Source organism: Phaeospirillum tilakii (assembly GCF_042683125.1).
Classification (GTDB): Bacteria; Pseudomonadota; Alphaproteobacteria; order Rhodospirillales; family Magnetospirillaceae; genus Phaeospirillum; species Phaeospirillum tilakii.
Genome location: NZ_JBHUIY010000011.1, coordinates 39277 through 62017, shown reverse-complemented (window position 1 = coordinate 62017; position 22741 = coordinate 39277). Strand labels below are relative to the sequence as shown.

Here is a 22741-nt window from a genome sequence, read left to right as displayed (position 1 = left end):
TGACGCGGGTCGCCGCGTGGCGACCCGCCGGAACTCAGAGAATGATCTCGAAGGTTTCGTCGGCCTCGGTCAGTTGCAGCATCCGCAGCACGGTGTCGCGGGGATGCTGGAGCACCAGCTTGGAATTGACCGAAGCCAGTTCCTCGTGGGCGATGTAGAGCAGGCCCAGCCCGACCGAATCGATGTGGGACAGCCCGGACAGGTCGAACACCACCTTGGCCCCGCGCAGCTTCGTAACCCGCTCGACGATGGCCTGGAAATCCTCGTTGGCGGCGAAGTTCAATTGGCCGGCCAGCGCGACATGGGTGACGCCACCCTGCTCGGAAAAACGGTAATCCATCACCAAGGCTCCCTAGCTTCGGGCAGGACTATATCGACCCCCCAGCGCGAACGCCAGCGACAACCCGCCGGCCGCCAACGATGAAAATTCGATGACGGACGGGATCGCACAGCCCGCCGATGCCGCCCCATGCTATGGTCGGAGCCCCCCTGTTGCCAACCCCCGGACCGCCATGACCGTCGATCTTTCCCTCTCCGCCGCGTCCGACCGGACCGGCCGGCTGACCGCCCAGGTCCTGTTGATCGGCGAGCGGCTCGACACCCGCCGGCTGGAGGAGGGGCAGGTGCTCGGCACCGCCCCCCTGATCATCCGCGCCGGCAAGGAAGGCTTCGCCGTGCTGTTCCGCTACGGCGTCGCGGTGCTGTTCGGGCTGGAGCCGATGGAGGAAGCGATCTTCCTCGCCTCGCTGTCGAAGCTGGTGGCCGATCCGCTGCCGGTGCAGGCCCGCACCACCCTCGATTTGACCATCATCCCCGGCGAGGAAGACCGGGTCGATCAGGCCGGGGCGATCTCGCTCAGCGACAGCTGCCCGGAACGGCTGCAACTGGTCGCCGAGATGATGGCGCGCGATCTGGTGCTCGAACAATACGAGACCCGGATCGGCCGGGTGTTCGACGCGATCGAGCCGCTGGCCGCCTCGCTCGGGCGCGGCAGCCTGCGCCACCTGCGCCCGCGCGACCTGCTGGCCCAGATCGGCGAGGTGCTGCTGGCCGAACACCGGATGGTCGGCCGCGTCGAATTGCTGGAAAGCCCCGAGGTGCTGTGGGTCAAACCCGAACTGGAACGGTTGTTCGTCCGGCTCGAACGCGAATACGACCTGTCCGCCCGCAACCGCGCCCTCGACCGCAAGCTCGAAGTGATCTCCGATACCGCCGAAACCCTGCTCGACCTGATCCAGACCCGCTCCAGCATGAAGGTCGAGTGGTACATCGTGTTCCTGATCCTGGTCGAGATCGTGCTGACCCTCTATCAGATGATCACCGGCACCACCGGCTGGCACTGACGCCTGACGCGGGCTCCCGCCCGCGCGCTTCGCGCGCTCAATTGAATCAGTGACGCGGGCTCCCGCCCGCGGGCCCGGCCGGGGCGATGCCCCGGACCCCCTTGATTTTCATCGATAAAAAAGGAGGGGTTCGGGGAGCCTCGCTCCCCGAGCGGGGGGACGGGGCGGCAGCCCCGTCCGAGGAGTCAGACCCGAACGGCGGGATCGAGTTCGGGGTGGGCGGCGCGGAAGCCGGGAGCCAGCCGATCGACCTGATCGAGCAGGTCGCGCGCCTCGTCCTCGCGGCCGCTCTGAAGATAGACCACCGCGAGATCGTGATAGGAATCGAGGTCGGGGGATTCGCCGCCCAGCGCCACCGCGCGGCGCAGATGGGCGATGCCCTCCTCGCTGCGCCCTTGGGCGTGCATCACCACCCCCAGCCCCTTGGTGACGTAGATGTTGTCGGGATCGAGCGCCAGGGCGCGTTCGTTAGCGGCGCGGGCGCGGTCGAGATTGTCGAGGCGGTAGCTGACATAGCCATAGGCGGCCAGCGCGGCGACGTCGTCGGGCCGCCGTTCCAGCAGCTTTTCCAGCACCATCCCGGCCAGTTGGTATTCGCCGCGCCCGGTCAGCCGCTCGGCCATCGCCCGCATTTCCTCGACATCCTCGACCGGCGCCAGTTCGGCGGCGGCGCGGTCAAGGGCGACGGCATAGGAGCAATAGGGATTGTCGGCGTGAATGTCGCCGCGGATGGTCAGCCGGGTATTGGGACAGCCGCCCAGGCACAGCGCGCCATAGCGGCAGGAGCGGCAGGTTCCGGCCAGATCCTCCTTGCGCAGCGAACGGCTCCAGGCGAAACGCTCGGGATCCTCCCAGATCGCCCGCAGCGTCCGCTGGCGGAGGTTGCCCTCGATGAAGGCGCGGTCGCGGATCGAGGTACAGCCCAGCACGTCGCCGTTATGCAGGATGCCGAAGCTGCGCTTGCCGGCGTTGCAGCCGCGCCAATAGACCGGCTCGGCGCTGCGGAAGGCCCGGCTGCGCGCTTCGATTTCCTTGCGATTGTAGTAACCGATGCAATCGGCCGGATAGATGTGAATGCGCGGATCGTCGCTGTGGGCGTGGATGAAGGCGATCACCCGGTCCACCGCCTCGGGCGGCAGCAGCATGTCGCGGTTGGCCGGATCGGCGAAGCTGCCCATCGGCAGGCCGATCTGCACCTGCCAATTGTCGATGCCGATCTCCAGCAGCAGGGCGAGGATCGCCGGCAACTGGTCGATGTTGCGGCGCTGGACGGTGGTGATCACCCCGGCGGCGACCCCCTGGGCGATCATCTCCCGCAGCGCGGCGGTGCTGCGGGCGAACGAACCCGGCTTGCGGATGTAATCATGGGTTTCCCCCACCCCGTCGAGGCTGATCGCCAGGGTGCCGATCCCGGCGTCGCGGGCGCGGGCGATCAGCTCGGGGCCGAGCAGCCAGCCATTGCTGATCATGTTGGGGATCACCCCGCGCTGGCGCAGCCGGCGCACCAATTGCTCCCAATCCGGCCGCAGAAACGGCTCGCCGCCGGACAGGGTGACCCATTCCAGGCCGAGATCGGCCAATTGGTCGCACAGATCGAGCCCTTCGTCCGGGGTCAGCTCGTCGGGCAGCGGATGGGTGCAGGCCGAGCCGCAATGCTTGCAGCGCATGTTGCAGCCCATGGTGACTTCCCACACGCAGGTGATCGCCTGATGTTCCATCTCGTTCCTCCCGCCCCGGCGCCCGGCCGGCGGCCCGTTCGATCCTGCCCCGATCGCGCCGCCGCGCCCCGGATCCGGCCGGGGCGTGGCGGCGCGTGCCGTCCGGCTATTTGCCGGCCGGCGGCTGCGCCATGTAGCGGGCGATGATCGGCCCGGAGGAGTCGAACGGCGGCGGCACGTTGTAAAGCTGGCCGGTCGGCGGCCGCACGGCGTAGAGCGGATGGATCGGGAAGCCGTATTTCAGCACGCAGCCGGCGGCCTTCTCGCCCGGGAACACCGCATATTCGGCGATACAGTTGTGGCGGCTGGGCAGGGAGACCTGGCCGGCATGCTCGCCCTCGCATTCGGCGAAGGCCAGCGCCGGGAAGCTGTCCAGACCGGCCGCCGCCTCCATCGCCGTGTCGGTCGCGGCCGCCACCTTGATGTGGACTTTGCGCGTGTCGGCGACCTCGCCCTGGCCCCACGGCCGGATCAGTTCGAAGGTGACCTCGGCCTCCCCCGCCTTGGCGGCGAAGAAGGTGAAGGTGGTGATCGTCGCGCCGCCGACCTGGGTCAGGGCCGGGCGCGCCGTCACCCCGACCAGCACGACCGGGCCGATCAGGTGGCTCACCCCCCACACAAAGCCGGTTCCGTCATGGCTGGGCAGCGGAATGGAAAAAACATGGCTGGCGACCACCGTCTTTTCGCTCGCGTTCATCCTCGTTACTCCCTGGAAGCCGGCCGGCCCGGCCCCACGGACCGGGGCCGGCCGAAGGAATGGTCGGGTCGGGCCGCCCGCGATCAGCGGGGCGGCTGAGCCATGTAGAAGGCGATGATCGGCGGCGTGTGCCCCTCCGCCGGAGCGCGGACGTTGTAGAGCGGGGTGATCGGGAAGCCGTATTTGACCCCGCCGCCGCCACCGGCCAGCACGCCATAGGGCTGGATGCAGTTGGTGCGGCTGGGCAGGGTCACCTTGCCGGCATGCTCGCCCTCACATTCGGCGAACAGCAGGGCGGGGAAGCTTTCCTGGCCGGCGGCGGCGACCAGCGCCTCGTCCGGCGTCGCCACCACGGCGATCTTGATGTGGCGCCGGTCGGCGACCTCGCCCGGACCCCACGGCCGGATCAGCTCGAAATCCACCTCCGCCGCACCGGCCTTGGCGGCGAAGAGGGTGAAGTGGGTGATCACCGTCCCCCCCGGCAGCCCGGACACCGCCCGGCTCTGGCTGGTCTCGACCAGCACGATCGGGCCGGAGATCCGGCTCACCCCCCACAGGAACCCGGTCGAACCGGGGTCATAGGACGACAGGTCGATGGTGAAAACATGTCCGGCTTGTACCGTCCGTTGCGCATCACTCATGGGAAACCTCCCGGTCCCGAAACCAGCCCCACGGCTGGAGGTGAAGCATCATATCATGTACACCGCCGATTAGGAGAATTTATGGTTATTTGAGTCGCAAAACACGCAATGAAATTATACCTACAATCTTAGGGAGATGGTCCGACCCCAGGACCGCCCCCGCCGCCGTCGCCGATGGACAGACCCCGCCGCCTGCTTCATGATCGGCCCCGGCACTTCGCGACCATTCCCCCGGGGGGGCGGAGCAGGGAAAGGGAGGCAGATGGCGACCATCGTCTATGGCGTGTGGGACGGCGCGGCGATCGACCACCGCGACGGCAACGGCGAGGCCGACGGCGATCTGCCGGCGCTGGCCGGATTTGGGGAATTCAATCCGGGCAATCCGATCCGCGCCTTCATCGGCGACCGCGGTTTCCTGGTGTTCGACCGGGGCGTCAGCCTGCTCGACGCGCTGCGCCGCCAGTTCGTCAAGGCGCTGGAGCAATCCTGCGGCAAATGCACCCCCTGCCGGATGGGCTCGACCCTGATCGGCGACGCGCTGGCGGCGCTGGCGCGGGGCGAGCCGGCGGCGATCGGGCTTGAGCTGATCGAGACCCTGGCCCGGCAGATGGCCGACACCTCGCTGTGCGGGCTGGGGCGCACCACCCCGGTGGCGCTGCTGGCGGCGCTGGCCCATTTCCGCGATGAGATCGAGGCCGAGATCGCCCGGGGCGGGGCGCAGCCCGAACAGCCCGGGCTCGATTACATGACCGCACCCTGCATCGAGGCCTGTCCGTCCAAGATCAACGTGCCGCGCTACATCGATTACATCCGCGACGGCAAGCCCGAGCACTCGCTCGGGGTGATCCTGCAGAAATATCCGATGGCCGCCACCTGCGGCCGGGTCTGCGTGCGGTTCTGCGAGATGGCCTGTCGCCGCAACCTGGTCGATGAGGCGGTGGGGATCAAGACCCTCAAGCGTTATGTCGCCGACCACCAGAAGGGGCCGAACGCCCTGCGCTTCACCCGCGACCTGATCGCCCATTCCCAGCCGGCCGAGCTGCGGGTGGCGGTGGTCGGCGCCGGCCCGGCCGGGGTGTCCTGCGCCTATCACCTGCTGCTGCACGGCTACCCGGTCGATATCCTCGAGGCGCGCGGCGAGGCCGGCGGGATGGCGGCGATCGGCATCCCCAGCTATCGCCTGCCCAAGGACGTGCTGCATTCCGAGACCGACATCATCGCCACCCTGGGCGGGCGCTTCCTCTACGATCAGGCGCTCGGGCGCGATTTCTCGATCGACGACCTGTTCGCCCGGGGCTACCGCGCGGTGTTCCTCGGCCTCGGCTGTCAGCAGGGGGCGCCGATGGGCGTCGCCGACGAGCGCGCCGACGCCCCCGGCTATCAGACCGGGATCAGCTTCCTGCTCCAGGTCCACGACCACATCGCCGGGGTGCGGCCGACCCGGCTGGAGGGCGACGTGGTGGTGGTCGGCGGCGGCAACGTGGCGATGGATTGCGTCCGCTCGGCGCTCAGGATGGGGGCGGCGCGGGTCCACCTGCTCTATCGCCGCACCCGCGAGGACATGCCGGCCGACCGCGAGGAGATCGACGCCGCCGAGGCCGAGGGGGTGCTGGTCCATTACCTCACCAACCCGTCCCGGGTGCTGTATGACGCGACCGGCCGGGTCAGCGGGGTCGAGGTGGTGTCGATGCGCCAGACCGAGCGCGACGCCAAGGGCCGCCGCAACGTCGAGCCGATCCCCGGCAGCGAGCGGCGGATGGACTGCACCCTGGTGATCGCCGCGATCGGCCAGCAGGTCAGCCAGGGCACCCTGCGCCCCGAGGACGGGGTCGGCCGCTCGCGCTGGGGCGGGGTCGAGACCGAGTCCGAGTCCCTCGCCACCGCCCGGCCGGGGGTGTTCGCCGGCGGCGACTGCGTTTCCGGCCCCTCGACCCTGATCCACGCGATGGCGGCCGGGCTGAAGGCGGCGCGCAACATCGACGATTACCTCCAGTTGGGCCATCCCCGCTTCTTCCCGCGTTCGCGCATGCGGCAGATCCTGACCGAGCACAGGCTGCTGGCGGCCGATTGCGTCGAGGTGCCGGTGCGGCTGGAATATCGCGTCCACCACCCCGAACTCGATCCCGAGGTGCGCCGCACCATGTTCGAGGAGGTCGAGGCGACCATCTCCGACGAGGAGGCCTACCGCGAAGCCCGCCGCTGCATGCGCTGCTACCGCATCTACACGGCGATCACCGCGCAACCGATCCCGGAAGGAGCCGCCTGATGAGCCCGACCCCGACCCCGCCGGCCGAAACCGCCGCCCCCGTCGGCGCGGGGGCGATCGGCCTGACCCTCGACGGGCGCGCCGTCACCGCCCGGCCGGAGGAGACCATCCTCGCCTGCGCCCGCCGCCACGGCGTGATCATCCCCACCCTGTGCGAGATGAACGACATCGACCACGCCCCCGGCACCTGTCGGGTCTGCGTGGTCGAGATCGACAGCCCCGGCCACGAGCCCGGCCAGCTGGTGGCGAGCTGCGCCACCCCGGTACGGGCCGGGATGAGCGTGCGCACCCGCAGCCGCCGGGTGCGCGACGCCCAGCGGCTCCAGGTCGAACTGCTGCTGGCCGACCACAATCAGGATTGCGCCACCTGCGTCCGCCACGGCAATTGCGAATTGCAGGACGTCGCCCAGCATGTCGGGGTGACCGGCAACCGCTTCTTCGACCGCGCCCGCACCTTCGGGCGCGGCATCGACGATACGTCGCCGGCGATGATCCGCGACATGACCAAATGCATCCGCTGCCAACGCTGCGTCACCGTCTGCCGCGACGGCCAGACCGTCGATGCGCTGGTGGTGACCGGCACCGGCCAGGATACCGCGATCGGGCTGCATCACGGCCTCAGCCAACGGGAGTCGAGCTGCGTCGCCTGCGGCCAGTGCGTGCTGGTCTGCCCGACCGGGGCGCTGGGCGAGCGCGACGAGACCGAGCGGGTGCTCGATTACCTGTTCGATCCCGAGATCGTCACCGTGGTCCAGTTCGCCCCGGCGGTGCGGGTCGGCTTCGGCGAGGAATTCGGCCTGCCCCCCGGCACCAATGTCGAGGGCCAGATCATCGGCGCGCTGCGCCGGCTGGGCGCCGACATCGTGCTCGACACCAATTTCGCCGCCGATCTGGTGGTGATGGAGGAAAGCGCCGAACTGCTGCGCCGGCTGGGCGGGCAGCGGCGGCCGACCTTCACCTCCTGCTGTCCGGCCTGGATCAATTTCGCCGAACGCCACTACCCCGATTTGCTGCCGCTGCTGTCCTCGACCAAGTCGCCGCAGCAATGCCTGGGGGTGATCGCCAAGACCTACCTGCCCGAGCGGATGGGGATCGACCCGGCGCGGATCCGGGTGATCTCGATCATGCCCTGCACCGCCAAGAAGGACGAGCGCACCCGGCCGCAACTGTCCGCCGACGGGGTGGCCGAGATCGACGTGGTGCTGACCACCCGCGAATTCGCCCGCCTGCTGCGCCGCCAGGGGATCGATCTGCGCCAGCAGGCGCCGTCGAGCTTCGACAATCCCTACATGAGCGCCTATTCCGGCGCCGGGGCGATCTTCGGCACCACCGGCGGGGTGATGGAGGCGGCGGTGCGGACGATGTTCCACCTCGTCAATGGCGGCGAACTGCCCCAGATCGAGTTGGACCAGCTGCGCGGCTTCGACGGCGCCCGCATCGCCACCATCCCGGTCGGCGGCGCGGTCGGCACGGTCAAGGTGGCGATGTGCCACGGCCTGCGCCCGACCCGGGCGATCTGCGAGGCGGTGCGGGCCGGCACCGCCGATTTCGACTTCATCGAGATCATGGCCTGCCCCGGCGGCTGCGTCGATGGCGGCGGCACCCTGCGCTCGAAGAAGGCCTACCTGCCCTACGCCCTCAAACGGCGCGAGACCCTGTTCGCGATCGACCGCGCCACCCCGGTGCGCCAGTCGCACAACAACCCGCAGATCCAGGCGCTCTACCGCGACTTCCTCGGCACCCCCTATTCGGAGAAGGCGCACGGGCTGCTGCACACCTACTACACCGACCGCGCGGTCGAAATGTCGCTGACCGTCAAGCAGGTGTGGCAGGACATCACCATGAGCACGATGGTCTACTGAACCTCGCGCGCGAACATGCACCGTTCAGAGTGATGTGGGCTCCGCCCACCCCCGCCAAGGGCCGCAAGGCCCTTGGAACCCTTTGGTGGTCGGGCGCGGAGCGGCCTGTCAGCTTGGGCGCGGATGTTTGCCGCGCGAAGGGCAAGGAAAGGGTTCCAAGGGCCTTCGGCCCTTGGCGGGGGCGGGCAGAGCCCGCGTAACCTTACCTCACGGCGGGACGGCCGGGGGCAGATCGATCCAGAACAGGCTGCCGCGTCCGGGCCGGCTTTCGACTCCGACCGCGCCTTCCATCTCCTCAAGGATGCGGCGGCTGAGGGCGAGGCCGATGCCGGTGCCCTCGATGCCGGAGCGTTCGGCGCCGAGGCGGTTGAACGGGGTGAACAGTTCCGCCACCCGTTCCGGCGGGATGCCGGGGCCGGTATCGGCGACGCTGACCCGCACCCGGCCGGTGGGATCGCGGCCGAGCGACAGGCGGACCGAGCCGCCCTGGTGATTGTATTTGACCGCGTTCGACAGCAGGTTGACCAGCACCTGACGCAGCCTGAGCCGGTCGGCCCGGGCGGCGAGATCGGCACCGGCGGCCAGCTCGACGCTGACGCCGCGCTCGCGCGCCAGCGGCTGGATCAGGTCGGCGCATTCCCGCAGCACCGGCACCAGTTCGACCCGATCGAGCGTCAGGTCGATCCGGCCGGCCTCGACCCGGGCAAGATCGAGGATGTCGTTGATCAGTTCGAGCAGATGGCTGCCGGCGTGATAGATCGCGGCGATCCGCTCGCGCTGGGCCTCGGCCAGGGTCGGGTCCATCATCACGAACTGGGAAAAGCCGAGGATGGCGTTCATCGGCGTGCGCAGTTCATGGCTCATGTTGGCGAGGAAGGCCGACTTGGCCCGGCTGGCCGCCTCGGCGCTGTCGCGGGCGGCGCCCAGCTCGCGCTGGCGGGCGATCTCGTCGGTGAAGTCGCTGAAGATGTCGAACAGATACTGGACCCGGCCCTGGGCGTCGCACACCGCGCCGGCATTGGAATAAGAGGGGAAGGTGGTGCCGTCGGCGCGGCGCAGGCCGATCACCCCGGTCCAGCCCTGCCCGGCGGCCAGCGCCTGGGCCCGCTGGCGCACCGCATCCGCCTCGGGATCCTCGACCAGGGTCAGGTAATGGCGCCCGGTCAGCGCCGCCGCCTCGTGGCCGGTCATGGTCAGACAGGCGCGGTTGGCGAACAAAATCCGCCCCTCGGCATCGGCGATGCCGACCCCCTGCGGCGAGGAATCGAGGATGCGGCGGAACAGATCGAGGCGGACGATGATCGCCTCGCGCTCGGTGACGTCGAGCAGGGTCCCGGCCAGCCGCAGCGGCACCGCGCCACCGTCGGAGACGACGTGGAAGCGGCTGACGACGTGGCGCAGCTCGCCATCGGGGCGGCGGATGCGGAACATCAGGTCGCTCTCGCTTTCGCCGGGCTCGCCGCCCCGGCAACAGGCCCGCACCCGGTCGCGGTCCTCGGGCTCGATCGCGGCGATCAGGCTGTCGAGGCTCGGCATGCCCTCGGCCGGGTCGCGGCCAAGGATGGCGAAGGTGGTGGCCGACCAGGCCAGCCGGCCGCTGGCCGGCTCGTAGTCCCACCAGCCCAGCCCGGCCAGGGTCTGGGCCTGCTCCAGCCGGCGGTGGGTCTCCTCGGCCTGGCGGCGGGCCTGATGCAGTTCGGACAGGTCGCTGACCACCCCGATGTAATGGGTCACCACGCCGTGGCGGTCGCGCCGGGCGGCGACCGACAGCCATTGCGGATAGGGTTCGCCCGATTTGCGCCGGGTCCACACCTCGCCGCGCCAGCCGCCCTCGGCGACCAGCCCCGGCCACAGCCGGGCGGTGCCGGCCGGATCGAGCAGACCGCCCAGATCGCGGCCAACCGCCTCCTGGGGGGCATAGCCGGTGATTTCGCCGAGCGCGGCATTGGCGGCGAGGATCCGCCCGGCGCGGTCGGCCACCACGATCCCCTCGCGCGCCGAATCGAACACTTCGGCCACCAGCCGGCGGCGGTCCTCGCTGCCGCGCAGATGGATCCGCAGCAGCGCCAGCAGCGCCAGGGTCAGCGCGCCATAGGCCAGCCCGTAGAACGCCGCCTTGTCGCGCCAGTCGGCGAGGAATTCCAGCGGCGCCCGCCCGATCAGCATCAGATAGGGCAGGCTTTGCAGCTTGCGGTACTGGAACAGCCGCGACACCCCGTCGAGCGGCGAGACGATCTCGCTCTCGCGCAGGCCGGCCCCGGGCGCCATCGCCGCGCGCAGATGGTCGTGCGGCAGCGGCCGCCCCAGTTCGGTCGGCAGCGCCGGCTCGCGCGCCGCCAGCCGCAGATTGTTGTCAAGCAGGGTGGCCGAGGCAAACAACGGCAGCGGCAGCGCGGCGAGCACGGCCTGGAAATAATCCGGCCGCACCGTCACCTCGATCAGGCCGAGCAGGCGGCCGTCACCGGCACGCACCGGCCGGCCCAGGCTGAGCTGCCCCGCCTCGGCCCCGGGCAGCAGTTCAACCAACAGCCCACCACCGGGATCGGCCTGCATCCGCCGCAGCAACGCCGCCCCCGGCCAACTGGCGCCGCCCCCGGCGGGAAAGCGGGCGAGGCCGGCGGCGTCGCGCACCACCATCCCCGTTCCCTCGGGCAGGAACGCGCTCCACCGCGCCAGATCGCGCTCGATCTCGGGCGACACCGCCGCGCGCCCGGAGGCGGCCAGCAACGGCACCGCGTCACGCACCGCCTCGGTCAGCACCAGATCGATCCGCCGCAGCGCGGCGGCGATCTGGCGGTCGATCCGGTCGATCTGACGGGCCGACACCGCCCGCGCCGCCGCATAATCGCGCTGGTGGGAGCGGACCAGATCGACCGCCAGGATCGCCCCCACCCCGACCAGACTGACCATCAGGGCGAGCGGCCCCACCCACCGCACCGGATCGGCCCCGCGTGACGCCAACCGCAAAAAGCGGAACCGCCGTGCCATCACCATCCCACCTGTCGCGTCACACTGTTGGTTAGGTGTGCCGCTTTAACCGAAAGGAAAGGGGGACCGGCAGGAAAAATGGCGGCACCGGCGCGAAAGTCCGGGGCCGCCCCCAGGGCAGAGGCCTAATCCTCTTCGTAATCGCCCGCCTCGGCGCGGCGATGGCAGGCCGGGCAGTTGGACTTGACCTTGACCTCGGGCCGGGCCCATTCGCGCGCAGGGAAGTCGTGGCGCCGCAGGAAATCGGGGTTTTCGGTCAGCCGCAGCGGCGTGCCGGCGGGATCGACCCGCGCCATCACCCGGCGGGCGACCTTGCCGCCGGCCCGGTCGGCGGCGCCGGCCACCAGCACGGCGCGGATGTGGGCGGCCTGCTCCGGCTTCAGCGTCACCCGGTCGCCGTAATGGTCGGACAGGGTGTCCATGATCCGCTCCCACGAGCGGGCGGGCAGGAAGGCGGGCTGGAACGCCATGTGGCATTCGCCGCACCGGGCACGGGTGTCGGGGTCGGTCACCGGCGCCACCTGATCGGCGAGGGCGGGCGGGGCCAGCAGCAGGGTCAGGCCGGTCAGCAGCAGCAGGGGGCGCATCGTCGTCTCCGTCATTTCGACATCAGGAAGGTGAGGTAGTCGCCGCGATCGCGCGCCGAGCAGGCCCGCCCCAGCACCGCCGGGCAGTCGCGGTCGAACCGTTCCGTCACCTTGTCGGGATCGGTGAAGCGGGAGGGGGTGGCCGACAGCGCCGCCGGGCGGATCTCGCGCCCGGTCTTGGCATGGCGGCCGGGCCGGGTCGGATCGTCGCCATGGCAGGTGGCGCAGGCGGCCAGCTCGGCATTGGCGCCGGTACGGGCGCGGTAGAGCTTTTCGCCGCGCTCGGGCGAGAAGGCGGTGAAGGCGGGATCCTCGGCCCGCGCCGCCTTGGCCAGCCCGGCCAGCAGGGCGTCGCGGGCGGGGTCGCCGGCCCGGGCCGGCCCGGCGGCCAGCAGCGCCGCCGCCAGCCCGCCGCCGAGCAGCAGCAGGCGCAGCGGCTGGGGCGCGCGTTGGGACGGACGCGGCCGCAGCCAGCGGCCGCGCACCAGCCACATCACCAGCCCGACATGCAGGCCGATCGCCGCCAGGGCGAGATTGCTGAGGCCCTCATGCAGGTCCTCGACCGCCGGATGGCCGTCGGCGACCACCCCGCTCCAGCCCGCCGCGCCGACCGCCACCAGCACCAGGGCGGCAAAGGCCAGCATCGCCGCCGGGCGGCCGGGCCGGACCAGCGCCAGCGGCCCGCGCGGGGTGGCGACCACCGCCAGCGCCAGCCGGGCCAGCACCGCCCCCACCACCCACCAGCCGGCGAACACATGCATCCGGTAGGTGTCCTCGTCGGCGGTCAGCCAGGCCACCAGGAAGCCGCCGGCCAGGGCGGCGTGCCACAGCCGGCCGGCGGCCCGCTCCCAGGCGGGCACCGGCACCGGCCGGGCCTCGGCACCGGCCGGGCTCATCGCTCATCCCCCCCGCGCTGATGGTCGCGGTGATGGTGGTCGCGCCGGTCGCGACGGTCGTGGTCGTCGTCATCATCGTCGTCGTCATGGTGGCGCCGGCCGGGACCGGCGGTGTCGCGGCCGCCACCGCCGGCAGGCAGATAGCCGGTGTCGGAACCACGGCCGGGAGCGGGGGCGGTCGCGGCCGGGCCGGCGGCGCCGGAGCCGGCGGCGGGAACGGCGCCGTCGCTCGCGGCATAGACGGTGGCGGCGGTGGCGACCAGCGCGGCGGCGGCCAGCCCTTGCAGGATCATCTTGCCAATCATGGCGGGAACTCCCTTCAATCACGTTGGCACCGATCCTGACAGGACGCGCCTGAACCGACGGTGACGCGCCGAGTCATCGCCGGTTCATCCGCGATCGGCTAAAAAGGACGGCATGAGGAAAATCCCGCTCCTGGCGCTGACCCTGGCGCTCGCCCTCGCCGCCGCCGCCGCGCCGGCCCGGGCCGACGACCATGACGACGGCCCGGGCCGCAGCGGCTGGCGCCATGGCGGTCACGACGACGACGATCACGACCGCGCCCGCCGGGCGGTGCTGGCGGGCGAGATCCTGCCGCTCGGCCGGCTGCTCGACCGGGTCGAGCGCGATTTCGGCGGCGAGATGATCGAGGCCGAACTCGACACCCACCATGGCCAGCCGGTCTACGAGATCAAGCTGATCGACCGCGACGGCACGATGCGCAAGTTGATCTACGACGCCCGCGACGGCACCCTGCTGAAAAGCAAGGAGCGGCGATGAGAGTGCTGGTGGTCGAGGACGAGCCGCGTCTGACCCTGCGGCTGGAACAGGCGCTGGAGGCGGCCGGCTTCGTGGTCGATACCGCCTATGACGGCGAGACCGGCTGTTATCTCGGCGAGACCGAGCCCTATGACGCGGCGGTGCTCGATCTCGGCCTGCCCCGGCTCGACGGGGTGTCGGTGCTCGGCCGCTGGCGCGCCGCCGGCAAGACGCTGCCGGTGCTGGTGCTGACCGCGCGCAGCCGCTGGGCGGAAAAATCCGCCGCCTTCGCCGCCGGGGCCGACGATTACGTCACCAAACCGTTCGAGATGGAGGAGGTGGTGGCCCGGCTGCGCGCCCTGATCCGCCGCGCCGCCGGCCATGCCAGCCCGGAACTGGCCTGCGGCCCGCTCCGGGTCGATACCCTGGCGGGCAAGGCCAGCCTCGACGGGCTGCCGCTGGCGCTGACCGCGCAGGAATTCCGCATCCTGTCCTATCTGGCCCATCACCAGGGGCAGGTGGTCGGGCGGAGCGAACTGATCGACCATGTCTATGACCGCGACGCCGACCCGGATTCCAACGTGCTCGACGTGCTGATCGCCCGCATCCGCCGCAAGCTGGGGGTCGAATTGATCCACACCCTGCGCGGCCAGGGCTGGCGGCTCGACCCGCCGGCGGAGGGGGAATGACCGCGCCGCCGCCGGCCGGGCGGCGGCCGCTGTCGCTGCGCACCCGGCTGATCCTCGGCGCCGGGCTGTGGCTGGCCCTGGCCCTGGCGGTGGGGGGCGGGGTGCTGAGCGCCGCCTTCCGCGACACGGTCGAGACCGGCCTGCACGAACGGCTGCGCGCCCAGCTGCGCGCCCTGACCGCCCAGGTGTCGTTCGCCCCGGACGGCGCGGTGCGGGTCGGCTCGCAACTGGGCGATCCGCGTTTCGACCAGCCTTATTCCGGCTGGTACTGGCAGGTGTCGGACGGCACCGCGCCGCTGGCCCGCTCGCGCTCGCTGTGGGACGCGGCGCTGCCGGTGTCGCCGCCGGCCGGCGACGGCAGCGTCAGCTTCCGCCGCGACCGCGGGCCGCGCCAGGAGGAGCTGGAAACCGCCGAGCGCGACCTGATCTTCCCCGACGGCAGCCGGCCGCTGCATGTCGCCGTCGCCGCCCCGCGCCGCGAGGTCGAGGCGGAGGTCGGCCGCTTCCATCTGCTGCTGCTGCTGGCGCTGGGCGGGCTGGGGCTCGGGCTGATCACGGCGGTGGCGGTCCAGGTCGGCTACGGCCTGCGCCCGCTCGGCCGGCTGGCCGGGGCGCTGGCCCGGCTGCGGCGCGAGGGCGGCCGGCTCGATCCCGACGCCCCGGCCGAGATCGCCCCGCTGGTGGTCGCGCTCAACGAACTGCTCGACCACGACGCCCAGTTGATCGCCCGCGCCCGCGCCCATGTCGGCGCGCTGGCCCACGGGCTCAAGACCCCGCTGGCGGTGATCGAGGCCGAACTGGCCGCCCCCCGGCCCGACCGCGCCGAGATCAACGCCCAGATCGGCCGGCTGGCCCGGCTGGTCGAGGTCCATCTCGCCCGCGCCCGCGCCGAGGCGGCGCCGACCGGCCCGCTCGGGGCCCGGGTGGCGGTGGCCGAGGTGGCGGGCGAGCTGCGCGCCGCGCTGCTGAAGATCCATGCCGGCCGCGCTCTGACGATCGAGATCGCCTGCGCCCCCGACGCGCTGGCCCCGCTCGGGCGCGACGATCTGGCCGAGATCCTCGGCAATCTGATGGACAATGCCTGCAAATGGGCGCGGGGCCGGGTGCGGGTGCGGGCCGACGAAAGCGGCCTCGCCGTCGAGGATGACGGGCGCGGCCTGTCGGCCGAGGAATGGGCGCTGGCCACCCAGCGCGGCACCCGCCTCGACCTGTCGATTCCCGGCTCGGGGCTGGGGCTGGCGATCGTCAGCGACCTCGCCGCCCTGCTCGGGCTCAGGCTCGGCTTCGGCCGCTCCGACTGGGGCGGCCTCGCCGTCACGCTGTCCTGGCCGCCCCCCGGCGGCTGAACGCCGGACCGGCAACGAGGCCGGACCGGCGCGGCGGCGCGTCTTACTTCGAGGACGCGTCCTTGGCCGGCTCGGTCTTGGCCGGCATGTCCTTGGCGACCTTGGCCTGGACGTTGGCCAGGGTCCCCTTCAGCTGGTCGATCGCCGGCGGCAGGGCATCGACCGCCTTCTGCCCCAGTTCGACCGCCTTCAGCGCACCGACATTGAGGGCGTCCTTGACGGCCGGGGCCTTCTTCTGCAGCTCTTCCGCCGCCTTCTGGCCGAAGGCCTGAAGGTCGCCGGCCACCTTCACCGCCCGCTCCTTGTACTCCGGATGCTCGACCAGCGCCTGATTGAGGGCGTCGGACGCCTTCTTCTTGAGATCCGAAAACAAACCCATCACCGTTCCCCTCCTCCACTGTGACCGGACGGGCCGCAACGGGCGGCGGCCCTGCCTCGCGGTCGCGCCGCCACCATACCTCCACCGCGCCGTCAAGAGCAATGGTGCCCGGCGGCGAGAATCCTGGCGAGATGACGCCGGCTGGCGGCCAGATCGGCCCGCGCCGCCGCGATCGCCGCCGCCACCGCCGCCGGGCCGAGCCCGCGCCCGCCTTCGTCGGCGCGCCAGCGGAGCCGGGCGGCCAGAATCCGTTGGTCCAGCGCCACCCGCCGCCGGGCCAGGGCCAGCACCGCCGCGTGACGCGCCGCCCCCTGCCCCGCCGCGACCAGCAGCGCCGGCTCGATCGGCCCGTCGAACCGCCGCTCCAGCCCGTCGAGATCCATCCCACTCCCCGTCTTTGCCTCGGCGCCGGGATAATGGGATAAATCCCACCAATGGCGCAAGCGGGAACGCTGGGAAAAATCCCATTACCCCCCCAGGTCAGGGCGTCGCGCCCTGGCGGCGGCGCAGCGCCGCGCAGGGATCCTCGCGTTCGGGCCGGCCGGTGAACCAGACCAGATCGAACGGCACCGTGGCGGCATGGAAACGGGCGGCGACGGCGGCGGGATCGGTTTCGCCCTCGGCCACCTCGACCAGCCCGACCGTCCGCATGACGAGGCCGGGGGCCAGCCGGCGCAGCCGGGCCGGCACGCCGCGATCGGCGCGGACATGGCCGGCCCCGGCGATCAGCACCACCGGGCCGGTCCCGGCCAGGGCGGCGACGGTTTCGGCCATGCTGGCGTCGCGGGCCTGCTGGACCCGGACCATGCCGGGGATCGCCGCCTCGGGCATCAGGCCGCAATGGCTGGCGCGGATCTCCTCGGCGAGGTCGGCCTGCTCGGCCTCGGGCAGCGGCTGGTCGAGGCCGAGCCGGGCGATCAGCTCGGCCGGGGCGGTGCCCCGCGCCACCGGCCGGGTCAGCGCCGCCGGCAGATTGGCCCCGGCCAGCCGGCCGCCGGCCGCCAGCGCGGCGGCGGCGATCGGCTGATACAGCCGCCAGGCGGGCCAGCCGCGCGCCTCCCACGCCATCGCCGCGCCGAACTGGTCGAGCGGCCCGGCCCGGGCGGCGTCGAGCGCGCCTTGCCGGTCCTGGTCGATCATCTCGAACGCCACCGTCGGCGCCGGGCCGGCGGCGGCCAGCGCGGCCACCAGCCAGGCCTGGAGGGCGTGATGGTCGGGATTGTCGTGGGTTTCGCCCAGCCCGACCGCGCCGGCCCCGGCCAACAGCGCCACCGCCTCGGCCGGGGTGACGAAACGGCCGTCGGCGGGGGCCCAGATCCGCCCGGCCAGCGGATGGGACGAGGCCAGCGCCGGGACCGGCGGCAGCGGCGGAGAGGGAAGCTCGGCACAGGCGGAAGCGAACATCGGCGGCACCAGCAGCAGCAGGACGGCGAGCAGACGGCGGACGGACATGGGACCTCGCGGCGGAGCGGCGCGGCGGCCACGGGTTGTGGCGGCGCGACGGGGCGGATTATACCTGTGCGGGCGGGCGCGGCGAAGGGCGGCGCGGCGACGGTCCAAGGGAGCGATGGAAACGGGCGATGGCGGCGGGAAGCGGCAAATGGCGCGGCGCGCTGTCGATCCAGGCCATGCCGGTGCTGGCAATGGCGCTGGTGGTGCTGCTGCTCGGGGTGCTGCTCGGGCTGCTGCGCCAGAACGAGCACGAAAGCCGGGCCCAGACCCTGTCCCAGGACGTGATGTGGGTCGAGCAGGGGCTGCATTTCCACCTCACCGCCATCGGCGAGGGGCTGGTGCGGCTGGCCGACCGCGTCGCGCGCGAGGGGATGCTCGACCCCGGCTTCCTCGGTGAAAGCGGCACGCTGATCGCCGCCCATCCCGAACTGCGCCGGATCGTGCTGCGCGACGCCGACGGCACGCTGCGCTTCGTCGCCCCGCCGGGCGATCCCCTCCCCAAGACCGAGGTCGCCCCCGACTGGTACGACGGTTTCGCCCTCACCCCCCCGGTCGGCCAGCCGGCCTATGGACGGCCCTACTGGCTGCCGCATGGCGGCGGGGTGGTGATGGCGGTGTCGGTGCCGGTGCTGCGCCAGGGCCAGCCGATCGGGCTGGTGTCCGCCACCCTGTCGCTCGACCGCCTGCTGTCCGAGCAGGTGCCCTGGTGGTTCGCCCAGAAATACCGGATCGAGATCCTCGACGAGAACGGCGCGGTGCTGGCGGAACGGACCCGCGCCGAACCGGACGAGCCGGGGCTGGTCCATCTCGGCCGGCTCGACCCGCCGGGAGCCGGACTGTCGATCCGCGCCATCGCCTACAGCGGCAAGCCCGATCTCGCCCGCACCCTGCTGGCGGCGGCGATCTTCGCCCTGGCCCTGTCGGCGATCCTCAGCCTGTGGGCGCTGCGCCGCCACCAGCGCCGCCGCCTCGCCGCCGAACAGGCGCTCCGGGCCGAACACGCCTTCCGCAAGGCGATGGAGGAGGCGCTGACCATCGGCATGCGGGCGCGCGACCTCGACGGGCGGGTCACCTACGTCAATTCCGCCTTCTGCCGGATGGTCGGGCGCGGCCCGGAGGAACTGATCGGGGCGGCGCCGCCGATGCCCTACTGGGCGCCCGAGGAGGTCGAGACCTATCAGGCGATGTTCAATTCGGTCCAGCGCGGCGAGGCGCCCGACCAGGGCTTCGAGCTGACGCTGTGCCGCCGCAACGGCGAACGCTTCCACGTCCTGGTCTACGAGACCCCGCTGATCGACAGCGAGGGGCGGCAATCGGGCTGGATGGCCTCGGTGGTCGACATCACCGAGCGCGAGCGCGCCGCCGACCTGTCGCGCCAGCAGCAGGACCGGCTGCAACGCACCGCCCGCCTGATCACCATGGGCGAGATGGCCTCGACCCTGGCCCACGAGATCAACCAGCCGCTGTCGGCGATCGCCAGCTACGCCACCGGCTGCCTCAACCGCCTCGCCAGCGGCAATGCCAGCCCGGCCGAGCTGGAGGCGCCGCTGATGCGGATCGGCGCCCAGGCCCAGCGCGCCGGCCAGATCATCCGCCGCATCCACGATTTCGTCCGCAAGAGCACCCCGCTGGTCGCCCCCTGCGCGGTCAACCGGGTGATCGAGGGGGCGATCGGCTTCGTCGAGGCCGACGCCCGCAAGCACGGCATCCGCGTCATCGTCCTGCCCGACCCGGTCGATCCCCAGGTCGAGGCCGACCGCATCCTGATCGAGCAGGTGGTGCTGAACCTTGCCCGCAACGCGATCGAGGCGATGAGCAACACCCCCTGGTTTCTGCGCGAGATCGAGGTGTCGATCGGCTCGGGCGGGGGGATGGTCACCGTCCGCGTCGCCGACCATGGCGGCGGGATTCCGCCCGAGGTGGCCCAGGGGCTGTTCACCCCGTTCTTCTCGACCAAGGAGGAAGGGATGGGAATGGGCTTGAATATTTGTCGCTCGATCATCGAATCTCACCGCGGCCGCCTGTGGCACGAACCCAACCCGGGCGGCGGCAGCATTTTCGTTTTCACCTTGCCGGAAAAGGACGGACCCGCGTGACCGAGACGACCGAGGCGGTGGTGTTCGTGGTCGATGACGACGAGGCGATCCGGGACGCGCTGGTCTGGCTGTTCCAGTCGCGCGGCGTCGCGGCGCGGCCGTTCGCCTCGGCCGAGGATTTTCTCGACGGCTGGCGGCCCGGCCTGGGCGGCTGCCTCGTGCTCGACATCCGCATGGACGGGATGAGCGGGATCGAGCTGTTCGAACGGCTCGGCCTGCTCGACCCCGCCTTGCCGGTGATCTTCCTCACCGGCCATGGCGACGTGCCGATGGCGGTGGCGATGGTCAAGAAAGGTGCGCGCGACTTCGTCGAGAAGCCGTTCAACGACAATGATCTGGTCGACCGGGTGATCGAGGCGCTGGCCTGGGCGCGCGAGCGGCGGGAAAGCGTCGGCGCCGCCGCCGACCTGTCGGCGCGGATCGAGACCCTGACCCAGCGCGAACGGCAGGTGATGGAGCGGGTGCTGGCCGGCAAGCTCAACAAGGTGATCGCCGAGGATCTGGGGATCACCATGCGCACCGTCGAGGTCCACCGCGCCCGCCTGTTCGAGAAGATGGGGGTCAAGACCGCGGTCGAGCTGGCCCAGGCGCTGTCGGCGCCCTGGCGCCAGCCGCCATGAGCCCGGCCGCGCCGCCGCCCCCGGCCGCCGCCACCCCCGCCCGGCCGGAACGCTGGCGGCGGGCGCTGGGGCTGGCGGCGCTGTTCCTCGCCTATCTCGTCCTCGAATGGCTGGAATTCCGCCAGGAGGTCCTGCTGCCGGGCGGGGCGCCGCTCGACCCCTCGGTCGGGCTGGCCTTCGCCGCGCTGCTGCTGGGCGGGCCGGCGCTGCTGCCGCTGGTGGCGGCGGGCGAGCTCTGTTCGGCGGCGATGCGGGCGGGCGGGCTGCCGCCGCTGCTGCCGGCGCTGACCGGCGCCGCCGCCATCGCCCTGAGCTGGGGCGCCGCCGCCCAGGTGCTGCGCCGGCGCGGCGGCGCGGTGCTGCGCGACCAGCGCGGGCTGGCGGTGATGATCGCGGTGGCGGCGGTGGCGGCGCTCGGCAGCGCCGCCGGCAACGCCGCCGCCGCCTGGCTGGACGCAGGGGGGGCTGGACGCGGGAGGGGGGAACGCGGCGGCGGAACCGCTCGATCTGCCGGCGCTGCTGACCCGGGCCTGGATCGGCGACATGATCGGGGCGATGGTGGTGGCGCCGCCGCTGCTGGCGCTGCGGGCGCGGCCGCCCCGGCCCGACCGCGCCGTGCTGGTCGAGGGCGCGCTCCAGGCCGGGCTGGCGGTGCTGGTGCTGGGCCTGCTGTTCCATCTGCCGGTCGCGGTCGAATGGCAGGTGATCGACCTTTTGGTGCTGCCGGCGATCTGGGCCGCCGCCCGCTTCGGCGTCGGCGGGGCGATGATGATCAACGTCGTGCTCCAGGCCGGGCTGGTGATCGGCTTCGTCACGGTGATGCACGATGCCGACGGGCTGACCGCCTATCAGCTGCGGATGCTGATCCTGACCCTGTCCACCCTGTTCCTCGGCGTCGCGGTGACCGGGCGGCGGCGGGCCGAGGACGGGCTGCGCCGCCGCCAGGACCAGCTCGAAAGCTGCGCCCGGCTGTCGCTGGCCGGCGAGATGGCGGCGGCGCTGGCGCACGAGATCAACCAGCCGCTGTCGGCGGCGCTGACCTACGCCCGCACCGCCGGGCGGCTGCTCGATTCCGGCGCGGCCGACCCCGCCCGCCTGCGCGCCGCCCTGGCCGGCGCCGCCAGCCAGACCGAGCGGGCCGGGGCGATCGTCCGCTCGCTGCGGGAATTCATCGGCCGGGGCGAGCTTGACCGCCGCCGCCACGATCTGCCGGTGCTGGTGCGCGAGGCGCTGGCCCTGGTCGATGCCGAGCGCCAGCGCGCCGGCATCCGGGTCGAGGTGGCGCTGGCGCGCGGGCTGCCGCCGCTGCTGGTCGATGCGGTGCAGGTGCAGCAGGTGCTGGTCAACCTGCTGCGCAACGCGATCGAGGCGCTCGACGACGAGGCCGCCGCCCCGGGGGCGACGCCGGGCGGCGGGCGGCGGCTGCTGACCGTCACCGCGTGGCGCGAGCCGGGCGGTCTGGTCGCGGTCGAGGTCGCCGACAGCGGCCCCGGCCTCGATCCCGAGCTGGCCGGGCGGCTGTTTCAGCCCTTCGCCACCACCAAGGCCGCCGGCATGGGCTTGGGGCTGGCGATCTGTCGTACTATCATCGAGGCGCATGGCGGGCGATTGTGGCTGGCCGGCGACAGCCCGCGCGGCTGCGCCTTCCGCTTCACCCTGCCGCTGGCGGAACAAGGAGGAGGTGGATGATTCAGGCCCTGGTGCATGTGGTCGACGACGATCCGGCGGTGCGCGATTCCCTGACGATGCTGCTCGAGGCGGCCGACCTGCCGGCCCAGGCCCATCCCGATGCCGAGAGCTTCCTCGCCACCCTCGGCGAGGGCGACGGCGCCGGGCCGCTGCCCGGCTGCGTCGTCGCCGACGTGCGGATGCCGGGCCTCAGCGGTCTCGACCTGCTGGCGCGGATGCAGCGCGACGGGCTCGACCTGCCGCTGATCGTGATCACCGGCCATGCCGATGTGGCGATGGCGGTGCAGGCGCTGAAGGCCGGCGCCGCCGACTTCATCGAAAAGCCGTTCGACGACGAGACCTTCCTGGTCAGCGTGCGCGACGCCCTCGACCGCGGCGAGCGCAGCTTCCGCCGCCGCCAGCGCCGCGACCAGATCGAGGCCCGCGCCCGCACCCTGACCCCGCGCGAGGCCGAGGTGATGGAACGGGTGGTGCGCGGCCTGCCCAACAAGGCGGTCGCCGCCGAGCTCGCCATCAGCGTCCGCACCGTCGAGATCCACCGCGCCCGGGTGATGGAGAAGATGGGGGCCGACAGCCTGTCCGCCCTGGTGCGGATGGCGCTGGAACTGGACCCCGCCGCGTCGGAATGACCCGCCCCCGGCCGCCCGCCCCGCCCCGGCGGGGCCGGGCGGCGGCTTGCCCGTTCCCCCCCGCCATGTCATTGTTAGCCCGAT

The 22741-nt window shown here is 72.0% G+C and carries 22 protein-coding genes; 10 read left to right on the top strand and 12 right to left on the bottom strand.

Annotated features, from left to right (window positions below):
• Positions 1-34: 34 nt before the first annotated feature.
• Entirely contained in the window at positions 35-340 is a 306-nt protein-coding gene (locus ACFSNB_RS07460) for an STAS domain-containing protein (RefSeq protein WP_377315467.1), read from the bottom strand.
• Positions 341-512: 172 nt separating this feature from the next.
• On the opposite strand from ACFSNB_RS07460, the gene ACFSNB_RS07455 reads away from it, so the two are divergent.
• Entirely contained in the window at positions 513-1343 is an 831-nt protein-coding gene (locus ACFSNB_RS07455) for an RMD1 family protein (protein ID WP_377315465.1), read from the top strand.
• 185 nt (positions 1344-1528) lie between these two features.
• On the opposite strand, the gene ACFSNB_RS07450 is transcribed toward ACFSNB_RS07455, so the two are convergent.
• The 3 genes from ACFSNB_RS07450 to ACFSNB_RS07440 form a co-directional block, all read right to left on the bottom strand.
• Positions 1529-3061, bottom strand: coding sequence for a radical SAM protein (locus ACFSNB_RS07450; RefSeq protein WP_377315463.1), 1533 nt, complete (start codon positions 3059-3061; stop codon positions 1529-1531).
• 106 nt (positions 3062-3167) lie between these two features.
• Complete coding sequence (locus ACFSNB_RS07445) at positions 3168-3758, bottom strand: protease inhibitor I42 family protein (protein WP_377315461.1); 591 nt, start codon at positions 3756-3758, stop codon at positions 3168-3170.
• 83 nt (positions 3759-3841) lie between these two features.
• A complete protein-coding gene (locus ACFSNB_RS07440) occupies positions 3842-4399 on the bottom strand; it encodes a protease inhibitor I42 family protein (protein WP_377315459.1) in 558 nt (185 codons plus the stop codon).
• Between the two features lie 262 nt (positions 4400-4661).
• Here ACFSNB_RS07440 and ACFSNB_RS07435 point away from each other — a divergent pair, with 262 nt between their 5' ends.
• Positions 4662-6665 carry an FAD-dependent oxidoreductase gene (locus ACFSNB_RS07435; protein WP_377315457.1) on the top strand — a complete coding sequence of 668 codons (2004 nt, stop codon included), beginning with the start codon at positions 4662-4664 and terminating at the stop codon, positions 6663-6665.
• Complete coding sequence (locus ACFSNB_RS07430) at positions 6665-8527, top strand: [FeFe] hydrogenase, group A (RefSeq protein ID WP_377315456.1); 1863 nt, start codon at positions 6665-6667, stop codon at positions 8525-8527. The genes ACFSNB_RS07435 and ACFSNB_RS07430 overlap by 1 nt, the downstream gene beginning before the upstream one ends.
• A gap of 207 nt (positions 8528-8734) precedes the next feature.
• Here ACFSNB_RS07430 and ACFSNB_RS07425 read toward each other — a convergent pair whose 3' ends face one another.
• The 4 genes from ACFSNB_RS07425 to ACFSNB_RS07410 form a co-directional block, all read right to left on the bottom strand.
• The gene (locus ACFSNB_RS07425) at positions 8735-11515 is read right to left on the bottom strand and encodes a PAS domain S-box protein (RefSeq protein WP_377315454.1); all 2781 of its coding nucleotides are present in this window, start codon (positions 11513-11515) and stop codon (positions 8735-8737) included.
• A 125-nt stretch (positions 11516-11640) separates the two neighbouring features.
• A complete protein-coding gene (locus tag ACFSNB_RS07420; RefSeq protein WP_377315453.1) occupies positions 11641-12102 on the bottom strand; it encodes a cytochrome C in 462 nt (153 codons plus the stop codon).
• A gap of 11 nt (positions 12103-12113) precedes the next feature.
• Complete coding sequence (locus tag ACFSNB_RS07415; protein WP_377315452.1) at positions 12114-12998, bottom strand: DUF1924 domain-containing protein; 885 nt, start codon at positions 12996-12998, stop codon at positions 12114-12116.
• Positions 12995-13303, bottom strand: coding sequence for a hypothetical protein (locus ACFSNB_RS07410; RefSeq protein WP_377315451.1), 309 nt, complete (start codon positions 13301-13303; stop codon positions 12995-12997). Before ACFSNB_RS07410 ends, ACFSNB_RS07415 begins: the two co-directional genes overlap by 4 nt.
• Before the next feature lie 112 nt (positions 13304-13415).
• Here ACFSNB_RS07410 and ACFSNB_RS07405 point away from each other — a divergent pair, with 112 nt between their 5' ends.
• From ACFSNB_RS07405 to ACFSNB_RS07395, 3 genes are read left to right on the top strand one after another with little or no spacing between them, the layout of a single operon-like run.
• The gene (locus tag ACFSNB_RS07405; RefSeq protein ID WP_377315449.1) at positions 13416-13778 is read left to right on the top strand and encodes a PepSY domain-containing protein; all 363 of its coding nucleotides are present in this window, start codon (positions 13416-13418) and stop codon (positions 13776-13778) included.
• Positions 13775-14446 (top strand): response regulator transcription factor, encoded by a 672-nt coding sequence (locus ACFSNB_RS07400; protein ID WP_377315448.1) that lies wholly within the window; start codon positions 13775-13777, stop codon positions 14444-14446. Before ACFSNB_RS07405 ends, ACFSNB_RS07400 begins: the two co-directional genes overlap by 4 nt.
• Positions 14443-15792, top strand: a complete 1350-nt coding sequence (locus ACFSNB_RS07395; protein WP_377315446.1) for an ATP-binding protein — start codon at positions 14443-14445, stop codon at positions 15790-15792. Before ACFSNB_RS07400 ends, ACFSNB_RS07395 begins: the two co-directional genes overlap by 4 nt.
• 43 nt (positions 15793-15835) lie before the next feature.
• On the opposite strand, the gene ACFSNB_RS07390 is transcribed toward ACFSNB_RS07395, so the two are convergent.
• The 3 genes from ACFSNB_RS07390 to ACFSNB_RS07380 all read right to left on the bottom strand — a co-directional run bounded on the left by ACFSNB_RS07390 (position 15836) and on the right by ACFSNB_RS07380 (position 17623).
• Positions 15836-16171 carry a hypothetical protein gene (locus tag ACFSNB_RS07390; RefSeq protein ID WP_377315445.1) on the bottom strand — a complete coding sequence of 112 codons (336 nt, stop codon included), beginning with the start codon at positions 16169-16171 and terminating at the stop codon, positions 15836-15838.
• A 92-nt stretch (positions 16172-16263) separates the two neighbouring features.
• The gene (locus ACFSNB_RS07385; RefSeq protein WP_377315444.1) at positions 16264-16554 is read right to left on the bottom strand and encodes a hypothetical protein; all 291 of its coding nucleotides are present in this window, start codon (positions 16552-16554) and stop codon (positions 16264-16266) included.
• A 97-nt stretch (positions 16555-16651) separates the two neighbouring features.
• Positions 16652-17623 carry a ChaN family lipoprotein gene (locus tag ACFSNB_RS07380; protein WP_377315442.1) on the bottom strand — a complete coding sequence of 324 codons (972 nt, stop codon included), beginning with the start codon at positions 17621-17623 and terminating at the stop codon, positions 16652-16654.
• Positions 17624-17751: 128 nt separating this feature from the next.
• Between ACFSNB_RS07380 and ACFSNB_RS07375 the strand changes: the two genes are divergently transcribed.
• Together ACFSNB_RS07375 and ACFSNB_RS07370 are read left to right on the top strand one after the other, a co-directional pair.
• Entirely contained in the window at positions 17752-19719 is a 1968-nt protein-coding gene (locus tag ACFSNB_RS07375; protein ID WP_377315441.1) for a sensor histidine kinase, read from the top strand.
• Positions 19716-20339 (top strand): response regulator transcription factor, encoded by a 624-nt coding sequence (locus ACFSNB_RS07370; protein WP_377315440.1) that lies wholly within the window; start codon positions 19716-19718, stop codon positions 20337-20339. Before ACFSNB_RS07375 ends, ACFSNB_RS07370 begins: the two co-directional genes overlap by 4 nt.
• A 91-nt stretch (positions 20340-20430) precedes the next feature.
• On the opposite strand, the gene ACFSNB_RS07365 is transcribed toward ACFSNB_RS07370, so the two are convergent.
• Positions 20431-20772 carry a hypothetical protein gene (locus ACFSNB_RS07365; RefSeq protein ID WP_377315438.1) on the bottom strand — a complete coding sequence of 114 codons (342 nt, stop codon included), beginning with the start codon at positions 20770-20772 and terminating at the stop codon, positions 20431-20433.
• A 32-nt stretch (positions 20773-20804) separates the two neighbouring features.
• Here ACFSNB_RS07365 and ACFSNB_RS07360 point away from each other — a divergent pair, with 32 nt between their 5' ends.
• Together ACFSNB_RS07360 and ACFSNB_RS07355 are read left to right on the top strand one after the other, a co-directional pair.
• Positions 20805-22028, top strand: coding sequence for a sensor histidine kinase (locus ACFSNB_RS07360; protein ID WP_377315527.1), 1224 nt, complete (start codon positions 20805-20807; stop codon positions 22026-22028).
• On the top strand, positions 22025-22657 hold the full coding sequence (locus ACFSNB_RS07355) for a response regulator transcription factor (RefSeq protein ID WP_377315436.1): 633 nt from the start codon (positions 22025-22027) through the stop codon (positions 22655-22657). The genes ACFSNB_RS07360 and ACFSNB_RS07355 overlap by 4 nt, the downstream gene beginning before the upstream one ends.
• Positions 22658-22741 lie beyond the last annotated feature (84 nt).